The 22,972-nt window shown below is 60.9% G+C and carries 23 protein-coding genes; 10 read left to right on the top strand and 13 right to left on the bottom strand.

Annotation, left to right across the window (positions count from 1 at the left end; genetic code table 11):
• The first annotated feature begins 82 nt into the window (after positions 1–82).
• The 3 genes from ABD997_RS12800 (at position 83) to ABD997_RS12810 (ending at position 3,354) form a co-directional block, all read left to right on the top strand.
• Positions 83–823: a hypothetical protein gene (locus ABD997_RS12800; RefSeq protein ID WP_345317466.1), complete on the top strand. Its 741-nt coding sequence runs from the start codon at positions 83–85 to the stop codon at positions 821–823.
• Positions 824–849: 26 nt separating this feature from the next.
• The gene (locus tag ABD997_RS12805) at positions 850–2,778 is read left to right on the top strand and encodes a hypothetical protein (RefSeq protein WP_345317467.1); all 1,929 of its coding nucleotides are present in this window, start codon (positions 850–852) and stop codon (positions 2,776–2,778) included.
• Between the two features lie 201 nt (positions 2,779–2,979).
• Positions 2,980–3,354: a glutaredoxin family protein gene (locus ABD997_RS12810; protein ID WP_345317469.1), complete on the top strand. Its 375-nt coding sequence runs from the start codon at positions 2,980–2,982 to the stop codon at positions 3,352–3,354.
• A 156-nt stretch (positions 3,355–3,510) separates the two neighbouring features.
• Here the strand turns inward: ABD997_RS12810 and ABD997_RS12815 are convergent, their stop codons facing one another.
• The 3 genes from ABD997_RS12815 to ABD997_RS12825 all read right to left on the bottom strand — a co-directional run bounded on the left by ABD997_RS12815 (position 3,511) and on the right by ABD997_RS12825 (position 5,292).
• On the bottom strand, positions 3,511–3,957 hold the full coding sequence (locus ABD997_RS12815) for a universal stress protein (protein ID WP_345317471.1): 447 nt from the start codon (positions 3,955–3,957) through the stop codon (positions 3,511–3,513).
• Positions 3,958–4,124: 167 nt separating this feature from the next.
• On the bottom strand, positions 4,125–4,736 hold the full coding sequence (locus ABD997_RS12820) for an HdeD family acid-resistance protein (protein WP_345317473.1): 612 nt from the start codon (positions 4,734–4,736) through the stop codon (positions 4,125–4,127).
• A gap of 181 nt (positions 4,737–4,917) precedes the next feature.
• The gene (locus tag ABD997_RS12825; RefSeq protein ID WP_345317474.1) at positions 4,918–5,292 is read right to left on the bottom strand and encodes a hypothetical protein; all 375 of its coding nucleotides are present in this window, start codon (positions 5,290–5,292) and stop codon (positions 4,918–4,920) included.
• A gap of 276 nt (positions 5,293–5,568) precedes the next feature.
• On the opposite strand from ABD997_RS12825, the gene ABD997_RS12830 reads away from it, so the two are divergent.
• On the top strand, positions 5,569–5,811 hold the full coding sequence (locus tag ABD997_RS12830; protein ID WP_425557072.1) for a VF530 family protein: 243 nt from the start codon (positions 5,569–5,571) through the stop codon (positions 5,809–5,811).
• Between the two features lie 10 nt (positions 5,812–5,821).
• Positions 5,822–6,067, top strand: a complete 246-nt coding sequence (locus tag ABD997_RS12835) for a DUF2960 family protein (protein WP_345317475.1) — start codon at positions 5,822–5,824, stop codon at positions 6,065–6,067.
• 15 nt (positions 6,068–6,082) lie between these two features.
• Here ABD997_RS12835 and ABD997_RS12840 read toward each other — a convergent pair whose 3' ends face one another.
• The 3 genes from ABD997_RS12840 to ABD997_RS12850 form a co-directional block, all read right to left on the bottom strand.
• Positions 6,083–6,253, bottom strand: coding sequence for a hypothetical protein (locus tag ABD997_RS12840; protein ID WP_345317476.1), 171 nt, complete (start codon positions 6,251–6,253; stop codon positions 6,083–6,085).
• 42 nt (positions 6,254–6,295) lie between these two features.
• On the bottom strand, positions 6,296–6,583 hold the full coding sequence (locus tag ABD997_RS12845; RefSeq protein WP_345317477.1) for a hypothetical protein: 288 nt from the start codon (positions 6,581–6,583) through the stop codon (positions 6,296–6,298).
• A gap of 112 nt (positions 6,584–6,695) precedes the next feature.
• Positions 6,696–6,878 (bottom strand): DUF1289 domain-containing protein, encoded by a 183-nt coding sequence (locus ABD997_RS12850; RefSeq protein WP_345317478.1) that lies wholly within the window; start codon positions 6,876–6,878, stop codon positions 6,696–6,698.
• Positions 6,879–7,019: 141 nt separating this feature from the next.
• Here ABD997_RS12850 and ABD997_RS12855 point away from each other — a divergent pair, with 141 nt between their 5' ends.
• Complete coding sequence (locus ABD997_RS12855) at positions 7,020–7,565, top strand: DUF4136 domain-containing protein (protein ID WP_345317479.1); 546 nt, start codon at positions 7,020–7,022, stop codon at positions 7,563–7,565.
• On the opposite strand, the gene ABD997_RS12860 is transcribed toward ABD997_RS12855, so the two are convergent.
• Positions 7,562–8,089: a DUF2780 domain-containing protein gene (locus ABD997_RS12860; protein WP_345317480.1), complete on the bottom strand. Its 528-nt coding sequence runs from the start codon at positions 8,087–8,089 to the stop codon at positions 7,562–7,564. The two genes, ABD997_RS12855 and ABD997_RS12860, sit on opposite strands and share 4 nt — an antisense overlap.
• Before the next feature lie 59 nt (positions 8,090–8,148).
• The gene (locus tag ABD997_RS12865; protein ID WP_345317481.1) at positions 8,149–10,476 is read right to left on the bottom strand and encodes a helicase-related protein; all 2,328 of its coding nucleotides are present in this window, start codon (positions 10,474–10,476) and stop codon (positions 8,149–8,151) included.
• A gap of 156 nt (positions 10,477–10,632) precedes the next feature.
• On the opposite strand from ABD997_RS12865, the gene ABD997_RS12870 reads away from it, so the two are divergent.
• On the top strand, positions 10,633–11,037 hold the full coding sequence (locus tag ABD997_RS12870) for a YccF domain-containing protein (protein ID WP_345317482.1): 405 nt from the start codon (positions 10,633–10,635) through the stop codon (positions 11,035–11,037).
• A 163-nt stretch (positions 11,038–11,200) separates the two neighbouring features.
• Here ABD997_RS12870 and ABD997_RS12875 read toward each other — a convergent pair whose 3' ends face one another.
• Entirely contained in the window at positions 11,201–13,504 is a 2,304-nt protein-coding gene (locus tag ABD997_RS12875; protein WP_345317484.1) for a YgiQ family radical SAM protein, read from the bottom strand.
• Between the two features lie 223 nt (positions 13,505–13,727).
• Between ABD997_RS12875 and ABD997_RS12880 the strand changes: the two genes are divergently transcribed.
• Positions 13,728–14,597: a patatin-like phospholipase family protein gene (locus tag ABD997_RS12880; RefSeq protein ID WP_345317486.1), complete on the top strand. Its 870-nt coding sequence runs from the start codon at positions 13,728–13,730 to the stop codon at positions 14,595–14,597.
• A complete protein-coding gene (locus ABD997_RS12885; RefSeq protein ID WP_345317488.1) occupies positions 14,594–15,163 on the top strand; it encodes a uracil-DNA glycosylase family protein in 570 nt (189 codons plus the stop codon). Before ABD997_RS12880 ends, ABD997_RS12885 begins: the two co-directional genes overlap by 4 nt.
• 117 nt (positions 15,164–15,280) lie before the next feature.
• Here the strand turns inward: ABD997_RS12885 and hemE are convergent, their stop codons facing one another.
• Positions 15,281–16,345 (bottom strand): uroporphyrinogen decarboxylase, encoded by a 1,065-nt coding sequence (gene hemE, locus ABD997_RS12890; RefSeq protein ID WP_345317490.1) that lies wholly within the window; start codon positions 16,343–16,345, stop codon positions 15,281–15,283.
• A 394-nt stretch (positions 16,346–16,739) separates the two neighbouring features.
• Here hemE and rsd point away from each other — a divergent pair, with 394 nt between their 5' ends.
• On the top strand, positions 16,740–17,222 hold the full coding sequence (gene rsd, locus ABD997_RS12895; protein ID WP_345317491.1) for a sigma D regulator: 483 nt from the start codon (positions 16,740–16,742) through the stop codon (positions 17,220–17,222).
• Positions 17,223–17,341: 119 nt separating this feature from the next.
• Here the strand turns inward: rsd and acnB are convergent, their stop codons facing one another.
• The 3 genes from acnB to ABD997_RS12910 all read right to left on the bottom strand — a co-directional run bounded on the left by acnB (position 17,342) and on the right by ABD997_RS12910 (position 22,951).
• A complete protein-coding gene (acnB, locus tag ABD997_RS12900) occupies positions 17,342–19,936 on the bottom strand; it encodes a bifunctional aconitate hydratase 2/2-methylisocitrate dehydratase (protein ID WP_345317493.1) in 2,595 nt (864 codons plus the stop codon).
• A gap of 371 nt (positions 19,937–20,307) precedes the next feature.
• Positions 20,308–21,387, bottom strand: coding sequence for a DUF4382 domain-containing protein (locus tag ABD997_RS12905; RefSeq protein WP_345317495.1), 1,080 nt, complete (start codon positions 21,385–21,387; stop codon positions 20,308–20,310).
• A 553-nt stretch (positions 21,388–21,940) separates the two neighbouring features.
• Positions 21,941–22,951: a DUF4382 domain-containing protein gene (locus ABD997_RS12910; RefSeq protein WP_345317497.1), complete on the bottom strand. Its 1,011-nt coding sequence runs from the start codon at positions 22,949–22,951 to the stop codon at positions 21,941–21,943.
• Positions 22,952–22,972: the final 21 nt, after the last annotated feature.

Raw genomic sequence — 22,972 nt, forward strand, 5'->3', positions numbered from 1 at the left:
TTTCTAAAGAAATTGCGTTACAATTGACGATTTGAAACCGGATTCATGCCGTGTGGATGGCGCTCGGCGTAGTAGGATTACCATGGAACAGACACATCACCTCTCCCTGCCGATCGGCGGACGAAGCTACCCCATTGAGCTGCAAACCATCACCGGCCGCTACGCCGGCGGTCAGATCAAACAGGGCAACGACTACTACCGCGAAACCCTCTTTCTTGAACAAGCCGATGGCAAAGCGATCAAGATCTACTCCGAGTTCAATAACGAGATCCCCTCGGGTAGCGCCATCACTTTGATTCGCGCCGTCGACAAGCGCAAAGAGGTACTCTACTCGTTCGCCCTCTACATCCACGCCACCGATGACGTGAAGTGGTTGGATAAATCCGATAAGAGCGTGGCGATCCGCCGCCTGCTTACCCTCACCAAGGGCCAAGGCCGCCGCTACTACCTGCGCAACCTCTGGGCGCTGCTGGCCACCGCCTTGCTGGGCTGGCTCGGCCTGTGGCTGGGCGAAGCCGTGGCTGACGGCCATCTGCTCGGCGCCCTCGCCGATGTACCTTATGTCCTGACCTCCCCGGGCGACCTGCTGAGCCATGGCCGGATGAGCTTCATTCATGGCCTGATGGGCGCGGCGGCGGGCTTTATTGGTGCCCGCCTGGTGTGTAAGTGGCCGCTGGATCTGCTGTTCAGCAAAGCCAACGACCAATTGGTGGATGCCTTGATGGAACTGCGGCCCAAGCTGGATCAGGCCAATCTGATGCAGCAGTCAGGCCTTTCTGGTCAGGCTGACGACGGCTACCGCGACATGTTTGAGACCGCATAACGAACTCTCACGACTAGGAAACTAAAATGGCATACGAACACGGGTCGTTAGACCTGGGGATCCGCAACCCTTTCAGATTTGAGGGCACCTTGCGCACCTTGCGCGGCTGCATTGTCGTTGTACTGGGTCTGCTGGCGCTGCTCAAGGTAGCTGACGCCGTTAACGTCTCCCCCCTCGCTGGCTGGATCACCACAGGTATCGGCTTCACCTTGCTGGCCCAGGGTCTGTGGACCGCCGGCAGCGGGCTGATGCAAGTGCTGCGCTTCTTTGTCGGCCGCTCGGTACCGACCTCCCTGGCCTACAACCAGGCTAAGTCGGAGAGCGACAGCGCCGCGCGGGAGCAGCAGGATCTGGCCTACGATGCGGATCAACTGGAACAGATGGTGGTGGGTCGCAAAAACGTCACCTTTGCCGAGCCCCAGGGTCTGATCGCCCGATTGGCACACACCCTGTTTCCCAAGCTCACCTTTGTGCCCTATCCCATCCGAAACCTGGCTCAACGCCTGGCCGGCGCCCTGAGCCAAACCCTGGTCGGGTTGGTCTGTTTCGCCCTGGCCGCGTTCACCACCAGCACAGGGCTGGCTGGCAACATTGGCCCCCTGATGATGCCGGTGTTCACCACGTTGCTGCTGATCTACCTTGCGGCAGTCTGGTTCCGTGCCGGCGCGCCCATCGGTCGAGCAGTAGCCCGCGCCCTGCCCAGCGCCGGCGTCGGCGGTTTGTCCAAAATCCTTGCGGTCTCCATCGCCGGTCCTGTGATGATCGGCTACGGCATCAATCGCTTGCTGCAAATGGAGCCGAAGCTGGGTCAACTGGTCGCCGACTTTAACAGCCCGCTTGATCAGGCCAGCAACGACACGCTCGAAATGCACCAGGTGTGGGACGCCTTCACGACCAGTTACAGCAATGGGCTGTGGCTGGGCCTGCTTAGTGTATTGGCTCTGCTCAGTTGCGCCGCGCTGATGCTGCTGATCGCCCAGCGCAGCAAACAGGCTACCCCGGTCACCGAAGTGGCCGAACTGCGAGACAACTGGCAGGAGTCGGTTCACCCAAGGGAGATCTTCATCAACATTGACTCCATGGTGATGGCCAACCGACGCCATAAAGAGGTCCCCAATCGGGTTTATCGGGCCTTGCAACCGAAACTGCGCGAACAGGCCGACGGTAAAGGCTCCTTCTATGGGGAGATGATCCAGGAAACCCAGCCGGTGGTGAAACCCCAACCCCTTGAGGGCCTGGCCAATCCGGTGCGTATCGCCGCCACCCTGGTAGGACAACTGCTGTTACTGCTGGCCGCTTTGACCCTGTTCCTGGCGGTTACCCCCATCAATCAGGTCATCGCCCTGTTTCAAGCTCCGCTTACCAACGGCAGCGAAGCGCAGGTGCTTGCCTTTTTGACGACGCTGGCCGAACACATCGGTGAACTCGCGACCCTGGGAATGGCCCTGCTGCTGCTGACCGCCTTTGGCCGGCTTCTGGCCAACCACGCGCATCTATTCTGGGGGGAGATCCAGTTCGAGTCCCTGCTGGTCTACTTCAAGTGCGAAGGCACCTTTACCGAGTCGCGGATCTCCACCGGCACCAGTGTCTACGATTCCACCCAATCGGAAAACACTGTGGTGCGCAGTTCCATGACGCCTTGGGTAGTGGTGACGCGCATCGTCAGCTCCACCTTTGCCGGGATCGGCCCGCGCAACCTGGAGTACCCTCGCCACATCCTGGAGATGCGTGCGGATAAGCGGGAACTGAACGGCATCGTTGATGATCTGCGCACCTTCTTGCGGGAGCGCGAGACCATCGCCAGCATCAGCAACGAGAAGGACCTGGCCGCTGCCTCGAAGATCTACCAGATCAACGAACAAACACGCGCCGCTTCCACCGGAGCCGATGCCGGTCAAACGGCCCGCCTGAGCCAAGCTGCAGACAACAAACTGGAGCATCAGGAACCGGCCTGAGCATTGACCCTAAACAGAGAAAAGCCGCGCTCCTCTGAGCGCGGCTTTTTCACTTTATGCTTGCGACTCGAAGCGGCCCTCCGGCGACTTAGGCCCCGACGTTCGTTATTCGGCTGGCACGGTTCCCTTTGCCGCTAGCGGCTCGGTGCCACAAATGCTACCCTGCGCCCACTTTTGGCCAGATTGAGAGGGAGTTCACCCATGTTTATCATCCGCTGGATCCTGGGTCGCCTGGTATTGCTGATCAATGCCCTGACCGCCCCTAAGCCCCCGAAGCGTGCCCCCGAGCAGCAGGCCGAGCTGGACAAGGCCATGGCCCCCTATCGCATCTACCAATATGAAGCCTGCCCCTTCTGCGTCAAGGTGCGCCGGGCACTGCGTCGCAATGGTCTGAATATTGAGCTGCGGGACGCCAAGAGAGAGCCGTACCGCAGCGAGCTGCAATCCGGTGGCGGCCGACTGATGGTGCCGTGCCTACGCATCGAAGATGGGAGCGAAGTTCGCTGGATGTACGAGTCCGGCGACATCATTGCTTACCTGGAGCAGCAGCACCTGTCGGCCAAGGTAAACGGCTAAGCGCCGTTAGCCGAGACCAAAGGAAAGAGCTTACAAAAACGGCCCCGATTGGGGCCGTTTCTATCTCTCAGTCTGTCTTTGTCCTGGGATGCCTTAGCAGCGGACACCTTCGCTTAGAGTCCATGCTTCGAGTCCGTGCTTCGAGGCAGTACAGCTTCAGTCAGACAGGGGCACGATAAGGACATCACAAGCACATTTGTGCATCAGGCGGGCCGCATCGCTGCTGAGGCGATGCCAGAATGAGTGGTGGTGACCCACCACCACCAGATCATATCCCTTGTCCTCAACCAGCTGAGCCACCTCGTCGCTAATGGCACCGAACTTCACCAGGCGCTCCTTGAAGGGGTGATCGACATCGCTTAGCAGGGCATCGAAGTTGGCACTGGTCTCTTCGCCCATATCGCTGATCAGTCCGTGGTAGTCATACCAGTAGATGGGCTGGAACTTGGGATGGGGCTCACTGGGATCGATCAGTTCGTTGCCCACATGGACCACGGAAAGCTCGGCCTCAAACGCCTTAGCCAATTGAATCGCCCGATTCAATACCGCCTTGCTGCTCTCCTCCACATCCACCGCCACCAGGATCTCTTTGTACTGACTCATGGCTTCCCCCTATTCCCGTTAACCTTCACTCACTTAGCCTAGCTCCTCAGACGGGTAAATGGACAGCACCGGCAAAGAGAATCTGCGCGCAAGCCGCTATCCCCGCCGGTGCCACTGGCAATGCCCGCTAGCGTGCAACCCATGCTCTGTCGCGCTCGGAATCAGCGTCAATTCCGTCCCTCGTCCTCGTCCCGCACCTCTTTGGCCTCGGCAAAACGCTGCTCCTCGGCCATGGCATTGAGCTGGGACTCCGCCTTGGCCGCCACGCCCCCGGCGACGTAGAGCATGATCCCCACCAGCAGCAGTTTGATCCCGATCAGGATCCCCACCACGTAACGGCTCGACTCCGGCCACTGCAAAAGGATGATCAGTGCCAGTCCCAGGGTGATCACCCCGTTGAGCAGGGCGAGGCGCCCCTGCGAAGGATCCCGGGTCTGGCGTCCCAACATCAAGGTGCCCAGCCCATCGAGGAAAAAGTAGAGTCCAAGAAACAGGGTCGTGATGGCCAGGCCAACGCCGGGATTTAGCCAGAGATAGAGGCCACCCAGCAGGGTCACCACCCCGAGCAGCGCCCGCATACCGAAGCCGCTCACATGGCGGTACTGGAAGGCAACGCTGAGTTGGGCGATACCGGCAAAGGTCAGGATCAACGCCAGTAGCCACTCCAGGGCCAGGCCGGTAAGCCAGGGCATGGCGATGGCGATCACCCCCAGGGCCATAAAGATGAAACCCGCCTTGCGCCCCAGGCGGGCGCCGGCGGAGAAAAGTGTCAGTGCCATAAATACTCCTCGGTTGAGCAGGAGAGCAACGCGCAGAGGGCTAACGTTGCGATGACCCTGCCGGACTCCCAAAAAAAGTGTGCCTGAGTCGACGAAGGACTCAGGCACACTGTAGTCAACCTGGTACCAAAGGGATCTTTGGTGGCCCGTGGCCATGGCGCAAGCAATCACCGCGGCTGGATCACCCCAGCAGGGTACTGAGCTGCGTATCCAGGTCCGAAGCGAGCGTCAGGCGGTAGCCCTCCTGTGGGTCTTCCAGCAGCAACTGCCACACCGTGCGCTCCTGTGAGGGGCGGGCAACCGCACCATTCGCGAACCCGCCGGGGATGCCGGGCGCCTTTGCCGTTGCGGCGGCCAGGTAGGAGATACGATAGCCGGAGAGATGCACCGCCAGTGGCTCAACCCGTCGAACACAGAGCCGGTTTCTCGGCCCCAGAGTCAACGGGGGAGTGGTCGCCACAGCCTCATCCTGAGGGGAACGCGGTGGTGATACTGATGGGGTATAAAGCGTCATGGTATCCTCCTTGGCGACGGGATAAAGCCAGCCGATGGACATGTTGTCTCCCCCACATTGTGGTTGATCTGCCCAAATCTGCCGGCGGCGATTGATGGTACTTATGGCAGCATCGACAAGCGTTCTACCTGACGGCTCTTTCCCTCTGGACGCAGCCTCACCTACCAAGTTAGTCAAGCCCAACTAGACTTCGGCTAACAAGCCCAAACTCCTGTCACGTCAACGGCAGTGAGCGTCACGCAGGTTGGATACTGGGATGTTTTTGACCCTGCCGGGAGAAACGGGGACAATGCGCGTTTTCAACCGCCAGGCCAGAGAATGACCCAAGCCAACGACCCCCTGCACGGGGTGAAACTGCAAGATATGCTCGAGAGTCTGCACGACACCTACGGCTGGGAAACCTTGGGGCAGTTGATCCCTATCCGCTGCTTCCAGTTCGATCCCAGCATCAAGTCCAGCCTCAAGTTTCTGCGTCGGACCCCCTGGGCCCGCGAGAAAGTGGAAAAGCTTTACCTGATGACGCTGGACGCTCCGCTGACCTGGCCCTACACCCCGATTTAATGGAGCTCCCGTGGCACTCAAACTGAAATACAGCTACCAAGGCGAAACCAAGATCATTGGCTACGCCAACGACAAGCACCACAGCATGTTCGAAGCAGCGGCCATCGCCGAAGGGCTCGATATCCGTCGCTACCAGATGCTAGAGCAACAGGTTCAAGCCAGTACCCGCGACAAGCAGGCACACCGAGATTTCCGCGACAATTTCTTTCGCGATCTTGGCTTCGACGATGTCCAGGTAATCCGAGACGAGGAGTGACACCCGCGGCTCCCGTTAATGCGCCGCCAGATCCGATTTGCGGCGTTTACGGGGCTTACGCTTGCGGGCATGGTTAGCAATGGGGACTAACGGCACCTTAGGCGCTTTACGCCGCCATGGGATGAGGAAAAACAGCACCCCCAGCAACGCCAGAATCGATAAGATCGTCACCACCACTGCCTGCATAGCTCGCTCCTCTGTCCCTTGTCATTCGATATCGCCAGCGTTCTACAGATCCCGCATCAGGGCGCCAAACTCGTCGCGGGCGATCTCTACCATCCATTTTAGTCGCTGGGCATCGCAATCCCGAAGTTGCAGTTGCCACCCGGGCCGACTTTTGCACACCAGCAGCGTACCCTGCTCATTGGGACGAAACTGCAGACTATTGAACTCCGCCATGTAGCAGCGCTGCCCATCACTGCAATCGACCTCCAACAGGCCCGCCGGGTCGACACAAAACTCCGCTTTGGGATGGCCCGGCTCCATCAACTGAAACGATTTTCGTTGCACAATCATACCGCCTCCCAATCCCCCTCAGGGGAGTGGCTCACTTGCTGGGGTAAGTGTGGCTCAGCGGCGACGCCTCTCCCGGGCAGTAATCAAGAATGTGCCCTTTGGCTGATCCAGATCAATCCGGGTTGGACCCCGCAGCGGTTCGGCGACGCTCAGCCAGTTTCGCCCACACAGCCTGACGCTGGGACGCATCCAGGCGCGACCAGCTGGCTATCTCTTCGAGGGTACGATAGCACCCCAGGCATCGCTTCAACTCGTCCAACTGGCACCACCCCACACAGGGGGATCCTTGATCCATTCGAGGCTCCTGGCTCATTGTGCTGACACCCTCCGCCGGCGCAGAAACCCTTAAGGATGGGCTGTCCGGCCACGCCATCTTTGGCAAAATCTTGAGGGTCTGTCAGGCTAGGAAAAGGAACAGTGTAAAGGGATAGGAAAAATGCAGCGAATGAAATGGTTACCCACTTTGGTCATGCTCTGGCTGTTGGCCGGATGCAGCCAGAGCACGCCGGGCAGTATCGACTACAGCAGCAACATCGACTTCAGCCAGATCCAATCCTATCGTCTGGCGGAGCCGGAAGAGGGCCAGGATCCTCTGATGGCCAAGAGGATCGCCGATGCCATCCGAACCCACCTGGACCAGCGCGGATGGCAGTACCAGGAGGGCGCCGCGGCTGCGGTCAGCCTTTACTACCGCAGCCGTTTCGAAGAGCGGGCCAAGCGGGGTGGCCTCAGTATCGGGATCGGCGGCGGCCGGATGGGCAGCAACAGCAGCATCGGCGGCGGTGTTACCGTCCCGGTGGGAGAAGATACCGAGCAGGTGCTGATCCTGCAGCTCGACATGGTCAAAGAGGGTCAGCTCGTCTGGCGGGGAACAGACACCCTGAGTGACACGGGTCGCTACTCTCCGAGTCGCTGGGACAGTGAGATCCCAGCGGTGGTCAACGGACTGCTGGCCCAGTTTCCCCCGGTGAAAGCGCCCTAGACGGAGGGCGCCCAGAGTTGGGTCAGGGTATCGACCAACTCCGCCCCCCCCTGTTGCTGCAAGTAGTCCAAAATCACAGGGACGAAGCTGCTGATACTGGTGACATCCAGCCCCAGGTTGTCAAAAGCCCCCATCACGTTGGCCATTGAGGGGCCTTTGTCGTCACCGAGCAGATCCTCAAGCGTGCCCAGGGTGCCGCCGTCGAACTGGCTGAGATCCACCTTACCGGCCAAAGCGCCGGCCTGGGGGATCAATGAGGTTAACTGGCCCCACTCCTCGCCACTGAGGGAGGCCTGCGCCAACGCCAGTAAGGCGCCCGCACCGCCACTGGCCTGCTGATCACTCACGCCGAGTCGAGAGGTCAGGGTGTCCACCAGGCTGTCTTGACCACTTCCCTGTGTAGCCTTTGAACTGACAGCCTCATCCCCCTCCATGACTGCCGACGACCTCTCCTCCGCCTGGACGGGGCCAATCAGAGCGCCAAGTACCGACATGACACAAAGCAACTTCCACTTTATCTTCATAGGTTTTCCTTAGGTTGATATGGGCAAAGAGCCCTAAGTGCAGAGACAGTTATACAACATTAACGCACATCCACCACCCGGCTGGCCCGTCGGTAGCGCACCTTCCAGCCCTGCCAGGCGGGCAGTTCCCAACGCTTGGGGTCCGCCTTGCGAACGCCGCTGTGATAGGTGACTTCCACCAGCTTTCTGTTGGGCAAATAGGTGACATCCAGCTTGAGCTCTGCCAGCACAAGGTGATGGGGGTAGCGCGCATCAAACTCCTCCCGCTCCCAGTCGGGGACCCCTTCAAACTTGAGATCGTCCGGCTCCAGCAGGTCCAGATCCTCTCTGCCCTCGACGCCCAGTGCCTGCAACCGCTGCAACAACCAGGCTTCGACCTCGGGCACCTCGCCCTCCCCCTGCCCCATTGCCCGGTAGAGCTTCCACGCCTGCAGATCGGCCTTTAACTGCAATCCGGCGGGTGAGAGCAACCGGCCCGCCAGGATCTCACCCACCCAGTAGGCCAACCCCTGCTTCCCCTCCGGTTCCGCCTCCCGACGCCCGATGACCCGCCCGGCATAGACCCGCTCCAGCACCACCGCATCCCGGGCCTCGGCCCGCTGCTCGGCAATTCGCTCCTCGCCCAGCTCCGCCTCCACCAACTGTTTCAGGCGCAGGGGGGAGAGACAGGTGCCCAGGTTGACCGTCTGGCGCACCCCACGTCCCGGCAGACTGAACTGATCCAGTACCAGTGCTGCTTCCGCCTCCTCGGCGAAGCGACTGTCACGGCTCGGCTGCAGTTCTGACCAGCCGTTGCCCAGTGCCTCCCGACGCTTCTGGCGCCGGACGAAAGCCAGCTCCGGCATCGCCAGAAGCATCGCCTGCTGCCACTGGGCATAGGGCAGGTGGGAGCTGGCATCCAGCTGTGGCAGGGCCAGGGCCGCCCGGATCTGACTGGCCATCTGACGGGCTTCCCGACGCAGCGCCGGGTCGATCCCCAGCGCCTCCGGTGGTGCACTGCGTACCAGCTTCACCAGGGTCAGGGCGTCACAGGGAACCGGTTGCCAATCCTGCAACGCCTTCAGTGCCTCTTCCGACTTGGGCGCCTGCCACAACCGCCCGCCTACCGAGAGTGCCGCCGACAGGTCCACCATCGCCTCGGTGCAGGGCTTATCCGGCATGGCGGTGATGAGATGGGCAAACTGGGTATCGATCGGCAGGGGAAACAGGCGCTGGCCGTGTTCCGTTACCCTGCCCTCGGGGTCCAGCGCGGCCATCGCCTGCAATCTTTCCTGTGCCAGCCCCAGGGATTTGGCCGGTAGCGGATCCACGAACGCCAGTCGGGACAGGACCTCCCCGGCACAGGCTGCCGCCAGCATCGGCTCTACCAGCTCCTCCCGCTGCAGCTCCGGCGGAGTCAGGGACTCCAGGGGGGCATGTTGACCCCACAAGCGCAGGCAAGATCCCGGCGCGACCCGACCGGCACGGCCAGCCCGCTGCGCCGCCGAAGCGGCGGAGATCCGCGACAACGCCAGCACGGTTCGGCCGTTACGCTGATGGGTGCGCCGCTCCAAGCCGCTGTCGATCACCAGGGTGACACCGGGAATGGTCAGGGAGGTCTCCGCGACATTGGTGGCCAGGATCACCCGTTGTTGATGCCCGGTCGACAACGCCTGCCGCTGGGTCGCCCTGGGTACCGAGGCGTGCAGAGGGATCACCTGGGCCGGGATCCGACCATTGAGCGCCTGCTCCGCCTCGCGGATCTCCCGGCGCCCCGGCAGGAACACCAGGACATCCCCGGTGGTCTCGGGCAGCCTCTCCTGCAGGGCAGAGACAAGGCGAGGGATGAGATCCCGCTCCGAGGGCAGGCTGCGACTGTCGGCGGCTCGATGACTCACCGACACATCGAATCGGCGCCCCTGTGCGTACAGTCGCTCACCCTCAAGGTACTCTGCCAGGCGGGCGCCATCGACGGTGGCGGAGGTCAGCACCAGGCGGTGAGTCGCCCGCTTTTTCAGCAGGGCCAACAGCAGGTCCGTATCCCAGCGCCGCTCGTGAAACTCATCGATGATCACCGTGGTAAAGGCCGCCAGCCCCGCCTCCGAAAGCCAGCGCAGGGCGATGCCCGGGGTGACAAAGGCGATGCGGGTCTTTGCCGTCACCGTGGACTCAAACCGGATGGCGTAACCCACGTCATCCCGCCCTTGCCCCACGTACTCCGCCAGTGCGGTACAGGCGATACGGCGCGGCTCCACCACCAGCACCGGGCCCTGCTCGGCCGCCCAAACCGGCAACCGGGTGGATTTACCCGACCCGGTGTCCGCCTCCACCACCAGGTGACGCTGCTGCAACCGGCGCAGGAATTCCGCTTTGAGGGAGTCGATGGGGAGCACGGGAGAGGTGGACATAACAGGCTCAAGTTCAGACAGGGTGTGAGCGATCTTATCGATTGAAACAACGCTGGCAAGTCGGGGCCTGGGCACGGGGGAGATTGGCGCACCCAGGATGGCTCAGTTACCATGGGAGTTTCACTGTTAACAACTCAAGGGAGCCTGTCCAAACCTATGGATCTGCTGCGTCTGCTGTTGAATATTTTGTGGTTGCTCACCGGGGGGCTGATGATGGCCCTGGGGTGGGCGCTGTTCGGGCTGGTGATGGCGATCAGCATCATCGGCTTACCCTTTGCCCGCAGCTGCTTCGTCATTGCCCAGCTGAGCCTGATGCCCTTTGGTAAGGATATCGCCAGCCGTCAGCTGGTGCGGGGGGAGGCCGATCTCGGCACGGGCCCCATGGGCGTGCTGGGCAACGTGATCTGGTTCCTGGTCGCGGGGATCTGGCTCTGCCTGGGACACCTGTTCTGCGCCATCGCCCTGCTGCTGACCATCATCGGGATCCCCTTCGCCATCCAGCACGTGAAGCTGGCAATGCTGACCGTCGCCCCCATTGGTCAGACGGTGATAGACAGCTGAGCGGTCATAAGGAATAAGTCGTTGCCGGGCCAACAACCCAGTGACAGAAAAAGGGGCAGCGCCGATTAGCGCTGCCCCTTTTTCTCTGTCGGCCGCTTTGCCCTAGCGCGAACTTCCTCGCAGGTGCATGGCTCGGCGCCTCGATTCATCCACTCCGAGGGTATCAGCCTTTCGGTGAACGTCTCTTTGTCGGTCGGCCACCGGGTTTCGCCGCCGCCGAATCGCTGCGCTTCTTTCCGCTGGATGCGCCGCCGGAAGGCTTGCCGGCACCGGGCTTGCCCCCCTTGCGCCGTGCGGGCTTGGCGTCGCCGCCGCGCCCCTCATCTCGGGCAAACTGGGACAGGCCGGTGTGCTTGCTCAGCGCCGGTTGCGCCCGGCCCCTGCCGGCGCCCTGTCCCCGACCTTTGCGCTCACCCGCCCCGGCGGGTGGGACCAGGCAATTAGCGCTGGTACCGATCAAGCGACTGAGCCCCATGTTGCTCAGCGCCTCACGGATCAACGGCCAGTTGGCGGGGTCGTGATACCGCAGCAGCGCCTTATGCAGCCGCCGCTGTCGCCCCCCTTTGGCAACCGGCACATCTTCGGACTTGTGGGTCACCTTGTGCAGGGAGTTCTTCTGGGTGTGCCACACCGCGGTGGCGTTGGCCAGCGGCGAGGGATAAAAGTTCTGCACCTGATCGAGCTTGAAGTTGTTCTGCTTCAGCCACTGGGCCAGGTGCACCATGTCCTCATCCGTGGTGCCCGGGTGGGCGGAGATAAAATAGGGGATCAGGTACTGCTCCTTGCCCGCCTCTTTCGAGTACTTGTCGAACAGCTGCTTGAAGCGGTGATAGCTGCCCATCCCCGGCTTCATCATGATCGACAGGGGCCCCTCTTCGGTATGCTCCGGAGCGATCTTCAGGTAGCCACCGACATGGTGCTGGGCCAGCTCCCGGACGTAACGAGGGTCCTCCACCGCCAGGTCATAGCGCACTCCGGAGGCGATCAAAATTTTCTTGATCCCCGGGATCTTTCGCGCCGCCTGGTAGAGCTCGATGGTGGGGGTATGGTCGGTGTCCATATGGCCACAGATATCGGGGTAGATGCAGGAGAGACGGCGGCAAGTGGCCTCTGCCTTGGGGCTTTTGCAGCGCAGGTGGTACATGTTGGCGGTGGGCCCGCCCAGATCGGAGATCACTCCGGTAAAGCCCGGCACCTTCTCCTTGATCTCCTCGATCTCATTGAGAATGGACTCCTGGCTGCGACTCTGGATGATCCGCCCCTCGTGTTCGGTGATAGAACAGAAGGAGCAGCCGCCGAAGCACCCCCGCATGATATTGATGGAGGTCTTGATCATGTCGTAGGCGGGGATCTTCTTTCCCTGGTACTTGGGGTGCGGCACCCGGGCGTAGGGCAGTCCAAACACCCCGTCCATCTCCTCGGTGGAGAGGGGGATCGCCGGCGGGTTAAGCCAGATAAAGCGATCACCGTGGCGCTGCATCAGGGCTCGGGCGCAGCCCGGGTTGGTTTCCATATGGAAGATGCGCGAGGTGTGGGCATAAAGCACCTTATCGGCCCGCACCTGGTCATAGGCAGGCAGCAGGATGTACTGCTTCTCCCAGGGCTTGGGCTTACGTCCCGCCCCGGCCGGCTTCACCTCCACCACCTGCGGCTTTTGGTTGACCGGCGCATCCTCGAACTTGCTGCCCAGCTCGCAGCCCATGTCATCGGCGCCGTAGGGATTGGGGATGGGATCGATCTTGCCCGGGGTATCCAGGGTGGTGGAGTCCAGGCCCGACCACTGGGGCAACGCCTCTTTGGTCAAAAACGCGGTGCCGCGGATATCCCGGATGTGGTCAATCGACTCGCCATTGGCCAGCCGATGGGCCACCTCCACAAGGGGGCGCTCGGCGTTGCCGAAGATCAGCATGTCCGCTTTGGCATCGAACAGCACAGAGCGGCGCACCTTGTCGGACCAGTAATCGTAGTGGGCGATACGACGCAGGCTGGCCTCGATACCACCGATGATCACAGGAACCGACTTGTACGCCTCTTTGCAGCGCTGGGTGTAGGCCAGGGTGGCGCGGTCCGGACGCTTGCCGTGAAGGTTATCCGGGGTGTAGGCGTCATCGTGACGCAGACGGCGATCGGCGGTGTAGTGGTTGATCATCGAGTCCATGTTGCCGGCGGTAACGCCGAAAAACAGGTTCGGCTGCCCCAGCGCCATGAAGGCCTCTTTGGAGTGCCAGTCCGGCTGGTCGATGATGCCGACCCGAAACCCCTGCGCCTCCAGCATGCGGCCGATGATCGCCATGCCGAAGCTGGGGTGATCCACGTACGCGTCCCCGGTCACCAGGATGATGTCACAGCTGTCCCAGCCCAGCTTTGCCATCTCCTTGCGGCTGGTAGGCAAAAACGGCGCGGCGCCGAAGCACTCGGCCCAGAACTTGGGGTAGTCGAACAGCTGGGTTTCCGGGGTCTGGATCATCTTACTTCCTCAATCGCCCCCCGGGGAGACAGGCCCGGGGGCGCGGATTGTAGCAGTTTGGCCCCGCCGTCGCGATGTTTAAAATTCACACAATCTCATTGGGGTTTTGCGACTTCGGCCCTCACCGATAGAGTCGCGGCCGAGGATAGGCGTAGAATAAGCAGTCCATGTGTGAACCCTCAAAGCCAGGTTGCACTCATCCCATTTTCCTAAAGGAGAGAGCATGTCCGAATCCATCGGCCCCAACGCCCTGATTGTCGAGGGTGGTGCCATGCGCGGCGTCTTCTCCTGCGGGGTGCTGGATCAGTTTCTGGCCGAGTCATTCTCCCCCTTCGACAGCTTCTGGGGGGTCTCCGCCGGTGCCAGCAACCTGGCCGCCTACCTGGCCCGGATGCCCGGCCGAAACCTTAAGGTATACACCGACTACAGCTGTCGCCGGGCGTTCCTGACCCCCGGACGCTTCCTGCTGGGGCGGGACCTGATGGATCTTGACTGGATGTGGCGAGTGACGCTCGAAGAGCTGGGGCTCGACAAGGAGGCGTTACGGGCGGAGTCGCGCCCCTTCTTCCTTGGCGTCACCCGCCGGGACAGCGGCGAAGCGGAGTACCACACGCCGGATCCGGACGACCTGGCCGACACCATGAAAGCCAGCAGCGCCCTGCCCCTGCTCTATCGCAATGGCGTCCCCTTGAACGGGCAGCGCTACGTCGATGGCGGGGTGGCGGACGCCCTGCCGGTTGCCGAAGCGATTCGCCGTGGCGCCAGACGGGTGATGGTGTTGCGCAGCCGCCCCGCCTCCTACCGGAAGGCCCCGACCCGGGCGCCTCGCCTGCTAAGTCGCCTGCTGCGGGACACGCCGGCGCTGATCCCCCCGATGCTCTCCCGGGCCGAACGCTACAACGCCGCCCTGGACCTGATCCGCCAGCCGCCAAAAGGTGTCCAGATCCTTGAGGTCTGCCCGCCGGAGCACTTTAGGCTGAAAAGATTGACTCGGGATCCGGCCCCACTGCACCAGGGTTATCAACTGGGCCAGGAGGCGGCACAGGACGCCATCCAGCGCTGGCAAGAGTCAGAGGTCGTCATTACCCCATGAAGCCGACCGGTTCGCTGTCGCCATCCCAGTGCCGGCTCTGCGCCGATGTGCTGGAGCCCCGGCCGGTGGTGCAACTGGGTAGGGAAGCACGCCTGTTGATCATCGGCCAGGCCCCCGGCCTCAAGGTGCACCACAGCGGCATCCCCTGGAACGATGCCAGTGGCCGCCGACTGCGACAGTGGCTGGGGATGACGCCGGAGCGCTTCTATGACCCTGAGGCAGTGGCCATCGTCCCCATGGGGCTCTGTTATCCCGGTCGGGGCAGAAGCGGTGACAATCCGCCGGACAGACGCTGTGCGCCCCACTGGCACGCCCGCTTGCTGGCCCAACTGCCCCATATCGAGCTGACCCTGCTGGTCGGCCAGTACGCCCAGCGCTACTACCTGCCGGGTTTCAGTACCCTGACCGAAAGCGTGCGCAACTGGCGTGCGCTTGCTCCGGCTCAGTTTCCCCTGCCCCACCCCTCACCACGCAACACCCTGTGGTTGAAACGCCACCCCTGGTTTGAAACCGAGCTGGTGCCCGAGTTGCAGGGCAGGATCCGGGCCATGGGCCTGGCCGACTGACCCGGCATCGCTGGCGGGATGCCCAGTACCGAGCACAGGAGTCAAACCTTCGCCAGCCACAAAAAAGCCGTCCCCGCCAAATGGCGGGGACGGCTTGAGGAGCGGACAACCGCAGCCTTACTGGTGGTAAGGCTTGGAGAGTCGGTGCACGGCGTTGATGAAGGCACCCGCATGCTCCGGATCCGCATGCTGGTGGATCCCGTGACCCAGGTTGAACACATGCCCTTCGCCATGGCCGAACTCCGCCAGGATCCGGCTGACCTCCTCCTCGATACGAGGCACCGGCGCGTACAGCATGGAGGGGTCCATGTTGCCCTGCAGGGCCACCTTGTCGCCCACCCGCTCACGGGCAGACTTCATGTCCACGGTCCAATCCAGCCCTACCGCATCGCAGCCGGTGGCAGCGATCTGCTCCAGCCACTGGCCGCCGCCCTTGGTAAAGAGCACCACGGGAACCTGGCGGCCATCGTGATGACGGATCAGGTTTTCCACGATCTTGTGCATGTAGCGCAGGGAGAACTCGCGGTAGGCCGGGCCGGACAGGGCGCCGCCCCAGGTATCGAAGATCTGCACCGCCTGGGCACCGGCCTTGATCTGGGCGTTGAGGTAGAGGATCACCGAGTCAGCCAGCTTATCGAGCAGCAGGTGCAGGGTTGCAGGCTCGGCAAAGGCCATCTTCTTGATCTTAGCGAAATCTTTGGAACTGCCACCCTCAACCATGTAGGTCGCCAGGGTCCAGGGACTGCCGGAGAAGCCGATCAGCGGCACTTCACCCTTGAGTTCGCGACGAATGGTGCGTACCGCATCCATCACGTAGCCCAGTTCCTGTTCCGGATCCGGTACCGGCAGTGCCTCGATGGCCGCCTTACTGTCCGCCAGGGTCTGGAAACGCGGGCCTTCGCCGGCTTCAAAGTAGAGCCCAAGCCCCATCGCATCGGGAATGGTAAGAATGTCAGAAAACAGGATGGCGGCATCCAGCGGGAAGCGGCGCAGGGGCTGCAAAGTCACTTCGCAGGCCAACTCCGGATTCTTACACAGGCTCATAAAATCGCCGGCCTCGGCACGAGTGGCCCGATACTCCGGCAGGTAGCGACCGGCCTGGCGCATCATCCACACCGGGGTCACATCAACCGGCTGGCGCAACAAAGCCCGTAAGTAACGATCGTTCTTCAGTTCTGACATTCTGTTTATCCCTAACGCACACTCTGCAACATTTGTGGCGCCATTGTAGCACCGCCGTAGTGGATTTATACGAGTCCAACGTGAAGCAGACCACAGATCTCACCAAAGGACTATTTGATAAGCAGATTCTGTGGGGCTTGCACCCCAGGATCCCCTCTGATATAAAAATTCCGCGCTAGCAAACCAGAAGAAGTTCGTTCCAACGAGCCCAACAGTGCAATTTCAAGCCCCGTCCCTCATGGCGGGGTTTTCTTTTTCTCCCGCCAAACCCAGTGGGGTCGCCGCACCACAACCGGTCGGGCCAGTTGGTCAAAAAAAAACCATTGATCGATGCCCGTTCGCCGGCTTAAATTGAAGAACTAAAGAAGCGGTTAGCTTGCAAGAGGACGCTGCTATGCTGACAAAACTCGAAAGTGCAGTAAACGCGTGGGGTGGTTCCAATCCATTGGTTGACCAGTGGTTGGGCAGCCGAAAGGAACTGCTCATCAACTATTGTCAGCTCGCCGGGCTGCCTCCCTACAACAAAGATATCGCCGCCCTTCCCACCGAATCCGACATCAAGCAGTTCTGCAACCAACTGGTCGACTATGTCTCCGCCGGCCACTTCGAGATCTATGACCAGATCGCCTCCGCCTGCGAAAGAAATGGCCCCCGCTCCAAGGCGCTGGCGGAAGCGGTGCTGCCCAAGATCAGCACCAGCACCGACGTAGCCCTGGACTTCAATGACAAGTACACCAATGGGGTGGATGAAGAGGCGTTGATGCAGCTGGACCAGGAGCTCTCATCCCTGGGCCAGGCGATGGAGGAGCGCTTCGAGTTTGAAGATAAACTGCTGGAGTCTCTCTACAGCAACCACAGTGAAGCGGCCGCCAGTTAGCTGCAACCGATGACCCAGATGAAAAAACGCCCCGCAGATCGCGGGGCGTTCTCTTTTCCTTAAGCGGATAACGCCGAACTAACCGGAAGCGGCCGACGCAAGCCGGCCGCAGGGGACGATCAGGCCGGCTGCTGCAGGATCACCTCGCCCGCGGGCTTGGTGTACTGCTCCATCTTGTGGAAGTTGAGGTAGCGGTAGGTATCTGCGGCCTGGGCGTTGATCGCGTCCGCGTACTCCAGGTACTCCGCCACCGAGGGCAGCTTACCGAGGATGGAGGTAACCGCCGCCAGCTCGGCCGAAGCCAGGTAAACATTGGCACCGGTTCCCAGACGGTTGGGGAAGTTACGGGTGGAGGTGGAGACGACGGAAGCGCCATCGGCTACCCGGGCCTGGTTCCCCATACAGAGGGAGCAACCCGGCAGTTCGGTGCGGGCACCGACACGTCCGTAGATGCCGTAATAGCCCTCTTCCACCAGCTGGTGCTGGTCCATCTTGGTCGGCGGGGAGACCCACAGACGGGTCGGCAGTGCCCCCTTGTGCTTATCCAGCAGCTTACCGGCGGCACGGAAGTGACCGATGTTGGTCATGCAGGAACCGATAAAGACCTCGTCGATCTTGTCGCCAGCCACTTCAGACAGCAAGCGGGCATCGTCAGGATCGTTCGGTGCACAGAGGATCGGCTCCTTGATCTCGTTCATATCGATCTCGATCACTTCGCAGTACTCGGCATCGGCGTCGGCCTGCATCAGCTCAGGGTTGGCCAGCCAGGCTTCCATCGCCTGGATGCGGCGCTCGATGGTACGACGATCGCCGTAGCCTTCGGAGATCATCCACTTGAGCATGACGACGTTGGACTGCAGGTACTCGGAGACGGAGTCTTCCGACATCTTGATGGTACAACCGGCAGCGGAACGCTCGGCAGAGGCATCGGAGAGCTCGAACGCCTGCTCAACGGTCAGCTCCTCGAGACCTTCGATCTCCAGGACGCGGCCGGAGAAGATGTTCTTCTTACCCTTCTTCTCCACCGTCAGAAGGCCCTTCTGAATGGCGTAGTAGGGGATGGCATGAACCAGGTCACGCAGGGTAATCCCCGGCTGCATCTTGCCCTTGAAGCGCACCAGTACCGACTCAGGCATATCCAGCGGCATCACACCGGTCGCGGCGGCGAAAGCCACCAGGCCGGAGCCGGCAGGGAAGGAGATCCCCAGCGGGAAGCGGGTGTGGGAGTCACCCCCAGTACCCACGGTGTCCGGCAGCAGCATGCGGTTGAGCCAGGAGTGGATGATGCCGTCACCCGGACGCAGGGAGACACCGCCGCGGTTCATGATGAAATCCGGCAGGGTCGCGTGGGTATTCACATCCACCGGCTTGGGGTAAGCCGCTGTGTGGCAGAAAGACTGCATGGTGAGGTCGGCAGAGAAGCCCAGGCAAGCCAGATCTTTCAGTTCGTCACGGGTCATGGGACCTGTGGTGTCCTGGGAGCCCACGGTCGTCATCTTCGGCTCGCAGTACTGACCGGGACGCACGCCCGCCACGCCGCAGGCCTTGCCGACCATCTTCTGCGCCAGGGTGTACCCCTTGCCGCTGTCCACCACATCCTGGGGACGACGGAACACGTCGGAGGGCTCCAGACCCAGGGCTTCACGGGCCTTGTCGGTGAGACCACGGCCGATGATCAGCGGGATACGGCCACCGGCACGCACCTCATCGAGCAACACGTCGGTTTTGAGGGAGAACTCGGAGATCACCTCTCCAGCTTCGTTCTTCACCACGCCCTCATAGGGGTAGACGGTGATCACGTCTCCCATGGACATATTATCCACCGGCATCTCGATGGGCAGGGCGCCGGCATCTTCCATGGTGTTGAAGAAGATGGGGGCGATCTTGCCGCCGAAGCAGAAGCCACCGCCACGCTTGTTCGGCACGCCGGGCAGGTCATCGCCCATGAACCACAGCACGGAGTTGGTGGCGGATTTACGGGAGGAGCCGGTTCCGACCACGTCGCCCACGTAGACCAGCGGGTGGCCCTTCTCTTTCAGCGACTCGATGGTGCTGATGGGGCCAACGGTACCCGGGTCATCCGGGGTGATCCCATCCCGGGGAGATTTGAGCATCGCCAGGGCGTGCAGCGGGATATCAGGACGAGACCAGGCATCCGGGGCTGGCGAGAGGTCATCGGTGTTGGTTTCACCGGGGACCTTGAATACGGTCAGGGTGATAGACTCCGCAAGCTTCGGCTTGCTGGTGAACCACTCGGCATCGGCCCAGGACTGGACCACCTGCTTAGCATGGGCGTTACCGCCCTCCGCCAGCTCGACCACGTCGTGGAAGGCGTCAAACATCAGCAGGGTATGGGACAGGGCCTTGACCGCGATGGGCGCCAGGGAGTCCGAGCCCAGTAGGCGGATAAGGGGTTCGATGTTGTAACCGCCCTGCATGGTCCCCAGCAGTTCGGCTGCCCGCTCAGGGGTGATCAAGGGGCTTTGGGTTTCACCTGTGGTGATCGCCGCCAGGAAGCTGGCTTTGACGTAGGCCGCCTCGTCGACACCGGGCGGAATGCGATTTTCCAGCAGGTCAACCAGGGTTTCCTCTTCGCCAGCGGGGGGATTTTTCAGCAGCTCAACCAGCTCACTGGCTTGCTGGGCATCGAGGGGCTTGGGAACGATTCCCTGTGCAGCACGTTCTGCAACGTGTTCACGATAGGCTTCTAACACGATTCACTTCCTTCTCTTCCTGGCAGTCTCACAACAAGCTGCACATCCTGTGAACAGATGTGGCATCGGATCATGCATTACAGGAGAAATCGCGTGGACCGCGTAAACCCTCGCAAAGGCCAGAGCATCCGGCTCCGGACACAGCGCCCCGGCAAGGTCTGACATCCTTCAATTTCCCTGGAAAGCAGTGACGATCTATCTGTGATCTGAACCACATCCTTCGGGGGTGGGGGCAGTATAGCGATCTTGCACACAGTTTTAAATCGACTTGAGAGCTGGAGCAGGTCCGCGGAGACAGGTATAAAAAAACGGACGCCTAAGCGTCCGTTTCTGAATCTCAATCGAAGCGAAAGCTCGCCACGCAGAGAGAGTTACAGGATGGGATCCAGATCCTGTTCAGTCGTCTCGCCGACCACCACGGTCACCGGCACGTAGTGCTGGTAGATGAGAAAACCCTGCTCAGCGGTTTCATGGGTTTCCGGCAGATCCGCATTGGCGGTACAGGTGTAACCGATGGAGTATTCACCTTCGCCTATAAAACCAAACTCGTAGCGGTAGATCAGCTCATCGGTCTGGTTCTCAACCTGGACGATGTTGGCCACCGCGACCGGCTCAACCAACTCGCTGCCCTCGGGGAAACCCGCCTCACCGACAATATCCCCCATGGTGCTGCGATCACGCTCATTGGCGTACAGGTAAGCCGCGTGAGCGAAGGTATCGGCGCCGACCAGAGAGACCATGTCCGCTTCGCAGGCATCACGCTGTGTTAGTGCCAACTCACCACTGATGTTGCCGACGCCGGCGATGTTGATCAGCTGTACGGCGTTAGGTTTGATGAACATCCAGTCCTGACCCTTTGGATCGGTCAGCGCCTTGCGCAGATCGAACTCGACGACAAAGGCATTTTGACCCGTGTTGATGGTCACCATTTGGTCGCCCTTGTCGAAGGACATGCGACCTTGACCGTCGGTATCCGGCTTGTAGCCGTGGCAGGCGCCCTTGCTGTTCACTTTCAGCGGAACGACGATCCCATCGGTTTTCTCAACGAACGAGGACTCTTCACTGCCGTTAGGCAGACCATCTTTTGCATATAGGCACATGCGATAGTCGCCCACTTCCAGTTCACCCTCTGAAACAATCACCTCCATGGCGCTGCCCTGGAACTCCAGCAGATCGATTTGCTGGGGCTGACCGTCGTTGCCCAACTCAATATGGATAGGGTCTCCACCGTTCTGCCCATCTTGGGGGATCAAGATGACATCATTAAAGGCCAGCACCACACGCTTTGCGTCATCCACCGGTGCATCGGAAACACCCAGGCTAAAGGTCCCCATCTGCGGCTCCGGACTCGGGCCGGGGCCGGGGTTCGGGCTGGAGCTGTTATCACTGCCACACCCACTCAGCGCTAGCACAACGCCGGCGGCCAGCACGCTCTTGATAGATTTCATCATTACGACTCCTGAATGAAACGTCCGTAAAACATTGAGCAGCATCATCAACTGTCTAGTCACTAAGAATAGAGCCTTTTCCTCTACCCAAGGAGATAGCCCCAGCAAGAGCGGTCACTTCGGCGCCCCGATGACTCGGCATCTGAAGCGGACTTTCTTTGCCGCCGATGAGTCCATAACATCGCCAGCGGGAGGGCTTGCAGCGGCTCACTGAGTGGCTTACTGGCGTACTCGGCATGGTGAGAGCTGGCAATGAAGCCCTGTACAGCATATGCCATAAGCTGTTCACCACAGGCTTTTCACGCAATGCACTAACCTCTGTCCTCGCCCTCTCAGAACAAGATGTAGATCCTGTAAACAGAGTTAGCATCGGATCATCCCATATTAGGAGAGAACCTGGACCGAGTAAGCCCGTGCAAAGGCCAGATAATCCGGTTGGGCGGCAGCAGAGCAATCTTACGCAAAGCTTTGGGTCGACTTGGGAGATGAGGTGGACCGGCAGGGACTGGCATAAAAAAACGGACGCCGAAGCGTCCGTTTTGCCCATGAATGGGGCTTACTGTACCGCGAAGTTCACCTCGGTAACCTCTTCGAGGTTCACGGTTACATCCGCGGCATCGGCGAAGAAGAAGAAACCACCCTCTTCCGCCATGTCGTTCATATCCGGATCGTCATTCTGAGCCACACAGGTGTAACCCAGGCTGTAGTTGCCGGCCACCACGAAGCCCATCTCGTAGTTACCCTCTTCGTCAACCCGCGCAGCGGTGAAGGGGGCAGACTCAGTGTCCAGGTAACCGTCAGTAGTACGGAAGTCCGCCATGCTCACGGTACCCTCGTCACCGGCAACGCTGGCGCCGGCTGGGAACAGGTAAACGGCGCCACGATTGTTGACATCGGCACCGCCAGCCTCGATCTCACAATCGGCAAACAGCTCGGCTGTAACGTTGCCCTTGATGGCACCGACGTCAGAAACGTTCTCAATGGTGACGACGTCGGTCGGCTTCAGTGTCCAGTAATCTTTGTTGCCTTTGGGGCCCTGCAGCTTGGCCAGGTTGAACTCGGCAACGAAGGCATTGTTACCCACGGCGATATCGAACTTCTTGTTGAGGAAGATGCGCCCCTCCTCCTTCACGTTCTCAGCATCAAAGTCGGTATCTGCAACGCCACAGCTGCCTTGAGAGGTGGACACCAAGCCCTTGGTCACCTCTTCGGCGATGACGAAAGAGGTGTTTGCGGATCCGGTCACATCGTTCTTCATGTAGATGCACATCTGGTAGGGGCCAACAGGCACTTCCTGCCCCGCCACCAACTGTTCAACCTGCTGGCCCTGGAACTCCAGCAGGTTAACCTGCTTCAGTTCACCCTCTTCGGTGACATCGTAAACAAAGGTCTGCTCGCCCTTGAGGACGACGCGGTCAAAGCCAATGGTTACGTTGGTGGCCAGGGCCGGGCTGTCGGAAACGCCCAGGGTGAAGGTACCGGTTTCCGGGCTGGAGCTATCGCTGCCACAGCCACTCAGGGCCAGCACAACGCTGGCGGCCAAAACGCTCTTTACAGATTTCATCATTACGACTCCTAAAGAGAAAAA

Origin of the sequence: Ferrimonas gelatinilytica (assembly GCF_039544205.1) — a bacterium.
GTDB lineage: Bacteria > Pseudomonadota > Gammaproteobacteria > Enterobacterales > Shewanellaceae > Ferrimonas > Ferrimonas gelatinilytica.